General features: G+C 37.7%; 11 protein-coding genes. All 11 read right to left on the bottom strand.

Features of this window, described 5'->3' with window-relative positions; translation table 11 throughout:
- Window positions 1-50: 50 nt before the first annotated feature.
- The 11 genes from C9J34_RS10985 to C9J34_RS10935 all read right to left on the bottom strand — a co-directional run bounded on the left by C9J34_RS10985 (window position 51) and on the right by C9J34_RS10935 (window position 13,546).
- Complete coding sequence (locus tag C9J34_RS10985) at window positions 51-1,952, bottom strand: AraC family transcriptional regulator (protein ID WP_107839918.1); 1,902 nt, start codon at window positions 1,950-1,952, stop codon at window positions 51-53.
- Between the two features lie 207 nt (window positions 1,953-2,159).
- A complete protein-coding gene (locus C9J34_RS10980; RefSeq protein ID WP_193768970.1) occupies window positions 2,160-3,128 on the bottom strand; it encodes an ABC transporter substrate-binding protein in 969 nt (322 codons plus the stop codon).
- 114 nt (window positions 3,129-3,242) lie between these two features.
- The gene (locus C9J34_RS10975) at window positions 3,243-4,310 is read right to left on the bottom strand and encodes a serine hydrolase domain-containing protein (protein WP_193768969.1); all 1,068 of its coding nucleotides are present in this window, start codon (window positions 4,308-4,310) and stop codon (window positions 3,243-3,245) included.
- Window positions 4,311-4,377: 67 nt separating this feature from the next.
- Complete coding sequence (locus C9J34_RS10970; protein WP_107839915.1) at window positions 4,378-5,325, bottom strand: ABC transporter substrate-binding protein; 948 nt, start codon at window positions 5,323-5,325, stop codon at window positions 4,378-4,380.
- Between the two features lie 98 nt (window positions 5,326-5,423).
- Window positions 5,424-6,923 carry a helix-turn-helix domain-containing protein gene (locus C9J34_RS10965; protein WP_193768968.1) on the bottom strand — a complete coding sequence of 500 codons (1,500 nt, stop codon included), beginning with the start codon at window positions 6,921-6,923 and terminating at the stop codon, window positions 5,424-5,426.
- A gap of 373 nt (window positions 6,924-7,296) precedes the next feature.
- On the bottom strand, window positions 7,297-8,580 hold the full coding sequence (rho, locus tag C9J34_RS10960) for a transcription termination factor Rho (protein WP_107839913.1): 1,284 nt from the start codon (window positions 8,578-8,580) through the stop codon (window positions 7,297-7,299).
- A 266-nt stretch (window positions 8,581-8,846) separates the two neighbouring features.
- Window positions 8,847-9,803 carry a class II fructose-bisphosphatase gene (gene glpX / locus C9J34_RS10955; RefSeq protein ID WP_107839912.1) on the bottom strand — a complete coding sequence of 319 codons (957 nt, stop codon included), beginning with the start codon at window positions 9,801-9,803 and terminating at the stop codon, window positions 8,847-8,849.
- Window positions 9,804-9,986: 183 nt separating this feature from the next.
- Complete coding sequence (locus C9J34_RS10950; protein WP_107839911.1) at window positions 9,987-11,258, bottom strand: UDP-N-acetylglucosamine 1-carboxyvinyltransferase; 1,272 nt, start codon at window positions 11,256-11,258, stop codon at window positions 9,987-9,989.
- Between the two features lie 30 nt (window positions 11,259-11,288).
- The gene (gene fsa, locus C9J34_RS10945; protein ID WP_107839910.1) at window positions 11,289-11,939 is read right to left on the bottom strand and encodes a fructose-6-phosphate aldolase; all 651 of its coding nucleotides are present in this window, start codon (window positions 11,937-11,939) and stop codon (window positions 11,289-11,291) included.
- A gap of 202 nt (window positions 11,940-12,141) precedes the next feature.
- Window positions 12,142-12,996 carry a class II fructose-bisphosphate aldolase gene (locus C9J34_RS10940; protein ID WP_107839909.1) on the bottom strand — a complete coding sequence of 285 codons (855 nt, stop codon included), beginning with the start codon at window positions 12,994-12,996 and terminating at the stop codon, window positions 12,142-12,144.
- Window positions 12,997-13,168: 172 nt separating this feature from the next.
- On the bottom strand, window positions 13,169-13,546 hold the full coding sequence (locus C9J34_RS10935) for a response regulator (protein ID WP_107839908.1): 378 nt from the start codon (window positions 13,544-13,546) through the stop codon (window positions 13,169-13,171).
- Between the last annotated feature and the right edge of the window lie 100 nt (window positions 13,547-13,646).

Raw genomic sequence — 13,646 nt, 5'->3', positions numbered from 1 at the left:
AAAAAGAAACCATAGTTACTCATAACTCTGATTTCTCTTTCACTTAGGAATTATCGCGCTCTTTCCTTAATTAGAGATATTGCTGACTCTAATGATTGTTCAATAGCAATTGGAGAATAAGAGAAAAATGGATCTTGTGGTAAATAAATAACATGATTATTTTTCACAGCCTCAAGATTTTTCCATAGAGCACTTTCTTTGATATCACTCATTGTTTTCCCATCATCACCGTCATCTGTTTTATAATCCAGTACAATCAACCAATTCCCTACATATTGTGGTAAAACCTCAAGGGAAATATCTTCATTATTAAAACTTCCGAAATTCGGGTCCTCTTTTATTTTCTCTTGTATAAACGGAGTTGGATTTAGCCCTAATAATCGATAAAACACATGCCCTATATTTCGTCCACCGTAAATTCTCGGCTGCTCTTTTCCATAAGTCATCATAATTGTTACCGTTTCCTCTTCACCAATTATGCCTTTTATTTGCTCTTGTGCTTCTTGCCCCTTCTTCTCTAAGCTGACAATCCATTCATCTGCTTGCTGCTCTTTACCAATTAACTTTGCCACTGCTCTCATTTGAGCATACATGTCCTCTCCATTTAGCCATGGAACAACCACTGTCGGCGCAATTTTCTCTAAGCCTTCTAACTTTTCAGCTTCTTTTCCAGGCTCCGCTGTTGTAATAATTAAATCTGGCTTTAATTGCAATACACTTTCCATATTGACAGGTAAACCGATACTTTCAATACCATCTATATAGTCCTTCATATAATCTGTACGGAGAACATGTTCACCAGCTCCAACAGGTGGCGTATCTAAGGCTACTAAGATTTCTAAATATTGATCTGTGACAATACGCTGTGGCTCAACTGGGATTTCTACCTCTCTACCTACGCCATCTGTCACAATATGTGTTGCTACCTTTTCTATTTTTTCCTGTTCATCCTCGTACCCACAAGCTCCTAATAATAAGATTAAGCTAGCTAAAAACGGGAGTCTGATACTATTGATAAATGTTTGCTTCATTAATTTATGTTCCCTACCTTCAAACCGTATTGCCTGCGCAAGCTGATTTTTATTGTAATGAAAATGATTATCATTTGTAATAGGGAAATCAGACGTCTCGGATGCATATTTCAGCCTATAAGTACTTGGCGCTATTTGTACTTGCTTTTTAAAAGCTCTACTAAAATAATATTCGTCCTCATAGCCAAGTGCCGTCGCTACTTCTTTTATGCTTAATTGGTTGGACTGTAAATAGTGCTTAGCAAGCTCTATGCGAAGTTGCTGTAGATAGTTTTGAGGTCCCTCACCATAACGTTCCTTGAAAATACGTAAAAGGTGACGTGTGCTAATTTTCAGAGAATCTGCTAGCTTTTGCATAGTAATGGCCTCATGCACATGTTGCTCTAAATAAAGACGTGCTGTTTCTGCTAAATCAATTTCATGGGGCTTGCCATTTCCTTCTGTCAGTTCTTGAAAAATACGATAAATAAGCTCATAGAATAGCGCTTTAACGAATAAGTGCTCTTGAAAAGAACCGGTTTTCCATTTGATATACATATCCTGCAATAACAATTCAATCGCAATCGGGTTAGCTGGAACACAAGAAAAACTTGTGTGGAAGGGGCGATATTCTATGTGCAAATGCTGAATAAAGGCATCCACATATAGTACATCTCCTTTATAGTAAATCATGTAATAACTAAAGCTTTTAGCTGTTTTAACCTGTAGTAATTCAGACTTACCAACATGGAATATACTAAACTGTTGCACACGATAAGGCTGCTGACCAATTAACAGGTCTACCTCTCCCTCTGTAATAATTAAAAATGCACTATGCTTCATCGTTTGTTTGATAGCTGTTGTTGTATGATGCTTGTATTCCATCTTCTTTACTTTTGCATATGTATTTTCCCACAATAATGTGTATGCTTCATAATTCATTAGGGATTCCTCCAAATTGCATCTGGATTTTGCTACAGTTATAGTGCCTGAAAAATCATTTTGAGACGGCTCCTTGCGACTAGCGCTAGTGCACTGTTTTATGTGTGAAAGCGTAGCATCAGGTACAGATGTTTTTTAGTAAATATTTAATATATAGACTAAGGCTGTCCGAAAAAATAATACCTTTTCAGACAGCCTCGCTCCCTTTTACTGTTGTTCTACCACTTTAATAATCTCCTCCGCCATTTGTTCCGCTTGATTAATCACGGAAATTGGATCAGCTAGGAAGAAATATTTACCGTCAAATGTAATAACTTTATTGTTTTTGACAACATCTAAGTTATTCCACGTAGAAGTAGCCTCATATTCCTGACCATAATCTAGTACACCTACATAATCGCCTACGTAGTCACCAACGATTTCCCACGAAATACGACGCTTTTGCCAATCTCCATTGCTATCTTCAATCAACTTTTGAATAGATGCTGGCGCTGTCAGCTTTAGTAAGTTATACATAGCTTCACCACCAGACGTACCACTTGGAATGACTGAAATATGCTTATCAGATAATGTAAAGAGTGAGAATGTTATCCCTTCTGGTATGGCAGCTTTGATTTTGTCTGCAGCCGCCTGTGCACGTGCTTTGTAATCTGCTATAAAGTTTTTCGCATCTTCTTGATGATTTAAAAACTCGCCCATCGCTGTAATTTCCGCCTCTACATTATCGTAAACATCTGCGCTAAATACGATTGTTGGTGCAATTTTTTCATATTGCTCTACATTTTCCTCACCATATGTAATGATTAAATCTGGCTTTAGGCTAGTGGCGGTTTCCAAAGAGACAGCACCCTCATCTCCTAAATCAGCAATTTCTTGTCCTTTATAGTAATCCACTAAAAACTCTCCGTACCCCATCACCTTTGTCGTTGTCGCAACTGGCACAACCCCTACTGCTAACACATGACCTAAATCCCAATCTACAATAACGCGCTGAGGGGTTGTTGGTATTTCTACTTCGCGGCCTACTGAATCTGTTACTATGCGTGTGGTATCATTGGATGCCTCTTTCTTTTCAGTAGATGTTGTTTCATCACTTTTATTGTTACATGCTGCTACAACGAACAGCGCACATACTAGCATCACTATGAACAATGATTGTTTTCGATATTGTTTCATTTTGCTCCTCCTTATTTCGTACATAATCATTATAAAGAGAATGATTATCATTATCAATAAAAATATAAAACACATCATCAACTGCTTGGTAGTCAATGATGTGTTTTCTATAATTTATAGCCCTTTTTTATCACTCTCAACAATATACTGCTCCATTTGCTGTAACCAATCCGACATATTTTCTTGGATGTCTATATTCTCAATATTACTTAAAAGAATGATTGTATAACCTGTCTCCACATAGCAAGCTAAAATTGCTGAATAGCCTGGCCATCCCCCACTATGAGATATTCTCATTCCCAAGCTAGGTATTGTATCAACAAACCAGCCAAAGCCACAAGGTGTTCTTTGCCCATCCTCTGTCACCACTGGAGTCAAAGCTAAATCAAGTGACGATGTACGTAGCAAATCACCATTGTGTAACTCACAAGCGAAGGAAAGTAAATCGATAACCGTCGAGTGCATCATGCCATCCCCTTGAATGCCATCCAAATATTTCACAAAATCATAAGCTAGCAACTCATCAGGTAAAACAAAAGAAGCTTCTTCAGAAGTGCAGATAAAGCCGTATGCAAAATCCTCTACATTTTCTGGTTTATATCGACGATTCATCACTTTTGTACGATGCATTTTAGCAGGGGCAAAGACATACTTTTGCATAAAAGATGAATACGGCATACTTGCTGTAGCTTCAATTACGCTTGCTAAACATACATAGCCTGTGTTGCTATACTCATATTTCTCTCCAGCCTTAAAATACGGCTCAGGTCTATGCTCAGCTAATAAACGAATCACATCTACGTTCGTCGCAATACATTGATGATTCCAATGACTTTTAAACAACTCCATATAATCAGGTAAACCAGATGTATGTGTCAAAGCCTGTCGTAAAGTAATCTCAGGGTAAGGAAAATCAGGAAGCCATTTTTGAATATAATCATCGTAACAAAGCTTTCCTTGCTCTTCTAAAATCATAATGCCAATCGCTGTAAAGGGCTTTGTAACAGAGGCTAGCTCAAATAAAGATTGGATTGTTAACTTTTCTTCGCTATCATAATTTGCTAAACCAAATGTTCCTGTATAAAGCGCTTTACTCCCTTTTGCTACTAAAACATTTCCCGAAAATAAACCTTGCTCAAATTTCTCACAAAATAATTGATTAAGCCTCTCTGCTAACTTCACATAATCCCCCATCTATTCGTTAATTTTCAATAAGTTATTTTAGCTTTTTCTTACACTCAGAGCAGTTTTACTTTATCGTTTGCATCGTTGCCTCTAAAATACGCACTCTGCCATTTAACGTACCGCCCCCCATAACTAATGGGTCAACCTTGTTTATAAACACTTGATTATTTTGTACTGCCTTTAATCCTTGCCACACTGGGCTTTGCTGCAAACTATCTAATATGCTTTCATCCATATCATTTTCATATATATCATATTGGATGAAAATATAATCTGGATTCGCTTTATAAAGACCTTCTAGAGAAATAACCGTTTGCTGCCTCACCTTTTGAATCGTTTCTGGTATGCGCAGATTTAATTCTCCATATAACACATCGTTCAGAAAAACATCTTCAGGATAGACCATCATCTCGCCTCCCCTAACACGTATTGCCATTACATCTTTTTCTTGAAAAGAATTCAAATAATTAATTGCCTCTTGTTTGTCTTGATGATAACCATCGATAAGTGCTTTTGCCTCTTTCGTTTTTCCAGTAACCTCTGCAAGCATTTCGAGATTCGCTTGCCAATCAGGTCCATAATGAGATGTTGGAATGACTGGCGCAATTTTCTCTAGCTGCTCTAAAATTTTAGGCTCTTCCATATCCGTACTAATAATTACATCAGGCGCTAGCTTCAAAATATATTCTAAGCTTTCACTACTTGTTCCTAATAGTGGGATTGTATTAGCTGTCGTTTCTCCAAAAAAGCTTGGAAATGGCTCATCTTCATCTCCAATTGCGCTTGCTGCATATGGCTTTATTCCTAAAACAATTGCATCCTCTAATGATTCAAAAGCATTTAAGAAAATAATTTTTTGTGGTGTAGCAGGAACTATATAATCATTATTTAAATACGTAATCGTTTTCGTTTGTCCCTCACTCGAATTATTTTGAGCATTAGATTCTTCCTTACACGCTGTTAATACAAAAATAAGCATTAAAACACTTAATATTGTCATCGTCCTTTTCATTCAGAACGCCTCCCTTATACTTAATTTACGTTGATAATAAGAATCATTATCAATGATAGATAAATTTTTTATTTGCGTCCATGTAGAAAAGGAGGTTATTATAATGAACTTTTTGAGGTTAATAATTTTTCAATTTCTTTCACAATCAGAAGATGCGGTAATGGTGCATAATCACGCCACGGAAAATGTGTCAGCATATAAATATCTCGATTACGTACACACTTCATCTCAAGCCATACTTCATCTACTTGCATTTTGCTCCATGTTTTCATTGATTCCTCATCTTCATAAACAAGAATCATCATCACATCTGGGCTGATGTCTGCTAACTGCTCAATTGTAATTGGTTGCTGTGCCTCAACTGTTAATGCGGTTGCAAGCTGTAAGTCTAAATCTCCCAGTACAACCTCTTGAATACTTCGATCTTGATATTGATAGCATCCATTCCCCATAACTAATAAAAATAAAAAAGTCTGTGGGTGGCAAAAAGCGTCTAAGCAAGCTACAGTTTTATGTACACTTTGCTCATATTCAGCAAGCCATTTATTTGCTTCGTGTTCTGCATCAAGAAGTTGAGCAACTTCAAATAGCTGCTCACGCCAAGATAAATGATTCCATGCAAGCTGATAAACATGACCTAGCCCTTGCAATAAAGTAAGCTGTTCGGCATTCAAATTATCTAAGCAAAGTATGACATCATATTTCTTGTTTTTTTGTTGAAGCAACATTATATTTTCATTTAAAATAGCAGGAGTTCTCCCAACAACTAAATGTGTAGCTACATAGTCTCCAAACTCTTTATAATAATAAGACCTCCATGTAGGGTGAAGAGGTGCTGCGACTGGAATATAGTGTAAAGGAGCAAGCAGACCGAAAAAAGAGCTATCTAAAACGGCAATGTTCTTTCTACGGCTTTTCATAAATACTGATGGTGAAATACCCACTTCTTGCTTAAATCGCCGGCTGAAATAGAATTCGTCTTTATATCCTACTTCGCTTGCAATTTCTCGAAGCGTTTTATGTTCTTTTATTAATAGCCATTTAGATGCTTCAATTCTTACTTGCGTTAAATACTGAGTAGCACTCATAGCAAATTGTTTACGGAATAATTCCATATAATATTTCGAGCTAATATTCATCATTTGAGCTAAATCCTTCACTTGAATGGGTTCAGAAAAATGATATTGTATATGCTGTTTTGTTTTTTCTAACATACTTGATAGATCCTGATCTGAGGATATGCGGTTTTTGCTTATAGCATATAGCAGCATATAAAAGTAGGCTTGTTCAAGTAGTTTATCTTCTTTGATTGGGCTTTTAGATAGCTCAACAAGTTTATTGCATAGCTCAATCACTTCATAGGTTGACCTCAAATTTAATTTTCCGCCCATTTCCTCTATATGTAAATTAATAAATGTATCACTTTGCGTCGTATTTTCAGTTATTTCAAATTGAATAACATACGCTGTCACACTATTTTCTACAGCTATCTTAAGTTCAAGGCTAGTCTTTGAAGGACAAATATACATGCTATTTTTAGATAGTATGTATTCAACATCTCCTAGCGTAACTATTGCCTCTCCTTTAGAAACAAACAATATACAATTACTCCCAAGATTTTGTTGATAATATCGTTTAAATTTGCTATTCAGCACGTTAATATTTAAAAAACGAAATACTGTCATTACATTGAATAGCTCCTTTCTTTCATTGCTAGCATATAAAATACTTATAGTAAAATTTAAGTAATAGAATTATTATATCTGAAAAAAATGTGTGACATCTGTTGAAAGTTTATCTTAATTCGTAGATATTTAGACGCAAAACAGCAGACCCATCTCCTAACTTACGTTTCGAGATGGATCTGCTGTTTATAAAAACTTTTATTTTGCATTAATAGGTAGAATAAATCAGCGAGTAAAAGCTCGATTCGTTTAGGCTATATCCCCACCTACTGCACGAAGTTTCACTTTACAGCAACCCTTTACCGTTCGTTGCTTTTTTCATATCTTGGTTGAGCTTTTCGAAAAACTCTTCGTTTGATTCTGTTGTACGTAGCTTGCGTAAGAATTTTTCAGCAAAGTCTGATGAATCGCTAAATGTTTTGCGAATTGCCCATAATTTATCTAGCTGCTCTTTCGGGATAAGAAGCTCCTCTTTACGCGTACCTGAACGGCGAATATCAAGTGCAGGGAAAATGCGACGCTCTGCTAAACTGCGATCTAAATGTAACTCTAAGTTCCCTGTTCCTTTAAATTCCTCGTATATCACTTCATCCATACGACTTCCCGTATCAACTAAGGCTGTTGCTAAAATTGTTAAGCTACCGCCCTCTTCAATATTACGAGCCGAGCCGAAAAAGCGTTTTGGTCGATGGAACGCGGCTGGATCAATCCCCCCTGATAATGTACGACCACTTGGTGGGATAACTAAGTTATACGCACGCGCTAAACGAGTAATCGAATCCATTAAAATAATAACATCACGTTTATGCTCCACTAGTCGACGTGCACGTTCTAACACAATTTCCGCTACTTTCACATGGTTTTCAGGTACTTCATCGAATGTCGAGGAAACAACATCCGCATTTACAGAACGCTCGATATCCGTTACCTCTTCAGGACGCTCATCAATTAATAAAACGATTAACTCCGCTTCAGGGTAATTAGTCGTAATTGCATTTGCAACTTCTTTTAATAAAGATGTTTTTCCTGCTTTTGGTGGTGCTACAATTAAACCACGCTGTCCAAACCCTACTGGTGCAATTAAATCCATAATACGTGTGGATAATTTTTTAGAAGTTGTTTCAAGTTTAATATGACGATCTGGATATAGCGGTGTTAATGCAGGGAAATGCACTCGTTCTTTTGCTACTTCAGGGTCTTCACCGTTTACTGCATCTACTTGTAATAAACCGTAATAGCGTTCATTCTCTTTTGGTGGACGCACCTTACCTGAAACTTTATCTCCATTTCGTAAATCGAAGCGGCGAATTTGAGAAGCCGAAATATAAATATCTTCTTTAGAAGGAGAATAGTTGATTGGACGTAAAAATCCAAAGCCTTCTTGCGATACAATTTCGAGCACGCCTTCCATAAAGAAGAAACCTTCCTGCTCGGAGCGCGTTTTTAAAATCGCAAAAATTAATTCTTTTTTTGTTAATTTGCTATAATATGAAATTTTGTAATCTCGTGCAAGAGCATAAAGCTCTTTTAAAGTCATATTTTCTAATTGAGCAATTGTTAGAGCTGCCATATGATGACCCCAGTCTTTTTAAAATTTTACTTATTGGAGAATGGTTGAATGGAACTGTCTCAAAATAACCTTTCAGACAGCTCCTTTTCAGACAGTTTTAGCCTGTATATTTAATGCTTGCTAAAAACTGCATACGCCTGCGATGACCGTATTGGAATACTACCATCTCGTCGTGGTCGTAAAGGACGTGTCTCAAAATATCTTTCAGACACGTCCTTTACTTTCTTAAGAAGAGCAGGGCTGATTCGTCCTGCTATTATAGAAGCTTAATACGTTGGTTTTTTGTCGATGCTGTGGCGACCTTCAATAAATCGTACAGTACCCGATTTAGCGCGCATTACAACTGAATGTGTTAATGCATATGCGCCTTTATATTGGACGCCTCGTAAAAGCTCGCAATCCGTTACAGCTGTCGCTGCAAAAATCGCATCATCACCTTTTACTAAATCGTCCATATACAATACTTTATTCACGTTAATCCCCATTTTATTACAGCGTTCTAGCTGCTCTTCATCTTCAGGCACGAGCTTCGCTTGAAAATCACCGCCTAAACATTTTAAAGCAACCGCTGCAATAACACCTTCTGGAGCACCACCGATACCAAACATAATATCGATACCTGTCTCATCGAAAGCTGTATTGATTGCCGCACCCACATCTCCATCTTGAATGAATTTAATACGTGCGCCTGCTTCACGAATTTCATCAGCAATTGCTTGATGGCGTGGACGATCTAATAATGTCGCCACAACATCCGAAACATTTTTATTTTTCGCTTTTGCAACCTGTAATAAATTATATGTGACAGATGCATTAATATCAATTTTACCAGCCGCTTCTGGACCAACTGCAATTTTATCCATATACATATCTGGTGCATTTAGTAAGTTGCCACGGTCTGCAATTGCTAATACTGTCATTGCGCCATTGGCACCTTTTGCAACGATATTCGTACCTTCTAATGGGTCTACAGCGATATCTACCTCTGGCCCACCGTTGCGAAGTCCAAGCTCTTCACCGATGTAAAGCATTGGTGCCTCATCCATTTCGCCTTCCCCGATTACGACTGTTGCATGCATTGGAATCGTATCGAACATTGTACGCATCGCTGTTGTAGCTGCATCATCGGCAGCGATTTTTTCGCCTCGTCCCATCCATTTTGCAGACGCAATCGCTGCTGTTTCTGTTACTCGTACTACTTCCATTGATAAACTGCGTTCCATGTTTCCTTATCCTCCTGCTATCATACTTGCACGGTTTTATTTGTCCTGTATTAACAGGCTGTAAGACCCTTTGTAGTAAAGGATTATAGCCTGTAAAATCCGATTGGTGAAGCTAACAGCCCATAGGAGAAGAAAATCCCCAAGGAATGAAGGTTCACTTTATCCTCAATTGCTAACATCCAATTATTTACTTGTATGTACAATTGTTTCGCGGCGAATTTCCGCTCCAAGTGCACAAAGCTTTTCAATCAACCCACCGTAACCTCGCTCGATATGATAAATGTCATGAATTTCTGTTTCACCTTCTGCAATTAAGCCAGCTAATACTAACGCTGCGCCTGCGCGCAAATCTGTTGCAGTGACAGTTGAACCTTGTAATTGTGTAGGTCCTTGAATAATTGCTGTATTGCCTTCAACTCTCGCATTTGCATTCATTCTGCGAAGCTCATCAATATGCTTAAACCTTGCTGAATAAATCGTATCTGTTACTTTTGAAGAGCCATTTGCTTGTGTCAATAAGACTGATAGAGGCTGCTGAATATCTGTTGCGATGCCAGGATAAACAAGGGTTTTTATATCGACAGCTGTTAAGTCCGTTGTTTGCTTCGGTATAAAAATACTCTCCTCCCCTGTTTCTACTTTCACGCCCATTTCTCTTAACTTAGCGACTAATGACTCTACATGCAACGGGATCACATTATCAATAATGACACCCTCACCAATTGCTGCAGCCATAATCATGAAAGTAGATGCCTCAATACGATCAGGAATAATCGTGTGCTTTGTACCATGTAATTCCTCTACACCATCAATACGAATCACACTCGTACCTGCGCCTTTAATTTTCGCTCCCATATTTGTTAATAATGTGGCAACATCAATGATTTCTGGTTCCTTTGCTGCATTTTCAATAACGGTGCGACCTTTTGCACGAACAGCAGCAAGCATAATATTAATTGTTGCGCCTACGCTTGCTACGTCCAAATAAATTTTTGCACCAATTAGCTCCTCAGCACGTAAATAAATGGCACCGTGTTCATTTGTTACAGTTGCCCCTAATGCCTCAAATCCTTTAATATGCTGATCAATTGGACGAGGTCCTAAAAAACAGCCACCTGGTAAGCCGATTACTGCTTTTTTAAAACGACCTAACATCGCTCCCATCATATAGTATGAGGCACGTAGCTTTTTCACATTGCCGTTTGGCATTGGCATTGCTGTCATTTTGCTCGGGTCAATTGTCATTTGTCCGTCTTGGAATGACACTTCTCCACCGATTTCTTCTAGCAATGCTTTTAATGTCCATGCGTCAGAAATTTCAGGGATTCCTTCAATTGTGACGGAAGAATTCGCTAGGATTGATGCTGGAATTAAAGCAACCGCACTATTTTTGGCTCCACTAACTTTCACTGTACCCTTCAAACGTCGTTGTCCTGTAATTTTATAAACATCCATAACGGTTCTCCCTCAAAATGAAAGTGTTTTTTATTGCCCTTGGCGCTTTGACCAATCTGCTAAAAACCCTTCAATTCCTTTTTCAGTTAATGGATGGTTAAACAATTGCTGTAATACTTTAAATGGTGTTGTTGAAATATGAGCACCAGCTAGAGCTGCGTCTGTAATATGTTGTGGATGACGGATTGATGCAGCAATGATTTCTGTTTTAATGTCATGAATCGTGAAAATGTCAGCGATTGTAGAAATTAGCTCTATGCCATTATGTCCGATATCATCTAAACGTCCAAGGAATGGAGAAACGTAAGTAGCGCCTGCACGAGCTGCCATTAAAGCTTGGTTGGCACTGAAGATTAGCGTAACATTTGTTTTAATCCCTTTTTCAGAGAAGTGTTTACATGCTTTTAAGCCTTCTGGTGTCATAGGTAGCTTTACTGTAATATTTGGGTGAATTGCCGCTAGCTCTTCACCTTCTTTAATCATTCCTTCAGCATCTAAAGAAATAACCTCACCTGAAACTGAACCTTCAACAAGTTCTGCAATCTCTTTTAAGCGATCGTGGAAGTTTACGCCTGGTTCTTTTGCTACAAGTGATGGGTTTGTTGTTACACCCGACAAAATCCCCCAAGAGTAGGCTTCTTTGATTTCTTCAAAATTTGCTGTATCAATAAAAAATTTCATGCTAAAAATCCTCCTAAATTACAATTTCATATCAATTCAAAAATGAAGAGAAGGCCGATCTTCGCAATCTGACACTTCTCCTGCAAATCATTCATTTCATTCGAATAGTTAATCTATCCCGTTGAACAGGTTTTTTTCCTGTATCATTGAAAACTAACAATCAGCGGAAGGCGAGAACCTACCCGCTGATTAAAGTTTGACTTTATGCTTTTTGAGAACTGCCGAATTCGCGAATCTTCCCAATAACTGTTTCTTTAATCGCTTCACGAGCAGGTGTTAAATATTTACGTGGATCATATACTTTTGTATCATTTGCTAACACTTCACGAATTGCTTTCGTTGCAGCAATTTGATTTTCTGTATTGACATTAATTTTCGCCGTACCCAAAGAAATAGAGCGTTGAATATCCTTTGTTGGAATACCCGTTCCACCATGCAGTACTAATGGTAAATCCGCTAATTTAGAGATTTCCTCCATTTCAGTGAAACCTAAGTTTGGCTCCCCTTGGTATGGACCATGTACTGAACCAAGTGCTGGTGCTAGGCAATCGATACCTGTTGCTTCTACTAGACGCTTACATTCAGCTGGATCTGCATACATAATACCACCGATTACACCATCTTCTTCTCCACCAACTGTACCAAGCTCCGCTTCGACAGAAACACCATTTGCGTGCGCATATTCTACAACTTGCTTCGTTGTGCTCACATTCTCATCGAACGGGTGGTGAGAAGCATCAATCATAACAGAAGTAAAGCCTGCATCAATTGCTTCTTTACATTTTTCAAAGCTTGAGCCATGGTCTAGGTGAATCGCTACAGGTACTGTAATTTTATATGATTCGATTAAACCTTTTACCATGTGAACAACTGCAATAAAGCCACCCATATATTTACCTGCACCTTCAGATACACCTAAAATGACTGGTGAATTTTCCGCTTGCGCAGCTTGTAAAATTGCTTGTGTAAATTCTAAGTTGTTAATATTGAATTGTCCTACCGCATAACCTTCTGCTTTTGCTTTAATTAACATTTCTTTCATCGAAACTAATGCCATGATTTAAATCCTCCTCGGATAGTTGATCGGTTATTGTTTATTTATGGCTCTGCCACTATGCTCAACTTGAACATCTAACAGTTAAAAGCCTTTATCTTGAACAAGCTTTCGCTTCATCCAAATAATTGTACATCCCTATCATAACAAAAATGAAGGTGTCTGAAAAGTTATTTCAAACACCTTCGCTTTGACAACTATTTAGTATTTCATTCACTGCATCTCGCACTTCAAAAATATTAAATGGCTTGGTAAAATATTTTGTTGCCCCTAGTTGAAATGCCTCATCAATCAACTTCTGTTCACCGTACGCTGTCATCATAACGACATTTATTTTATCGCTGTATAGACGTAACTCACGCAATATTTCCATACCATTCATTCCTGGAATTTTCATATCGAGTAAGATACAATCGATTTCTTCATTTTTAAATATATTTAACGCTTCTATACCATTTGATGCCAAATATGTTCTATAGCCTTCTTTTTTAAAAACTTCATTCAACAGTAATCGAATCCCTTGCTGATCGTCTACAATTAAAATATTTCTCATTTTGGACATCTCCCATATATTTAAAATACAAATGAATAGTTCTTCATTTTTTATCCCGTATTAACAGGCTGTAAGACCCCCACATCAAAATAGTGAGTGG

Origin of the sequence: Metasolibacillus meyeri, assembly GCF_003049505.1 — a bacterium.
Classification (GTDB): Bacteria; Bacillota; Bacilli; order Bacillales_A; family Planococcaceae; genus Metasolibacillus; species Metasolibacillus meyeri.
Note: the sequence above shows the minus strand (reverse complement) of the source record. Positions and strands in the feature narration are given on the sequence as shown.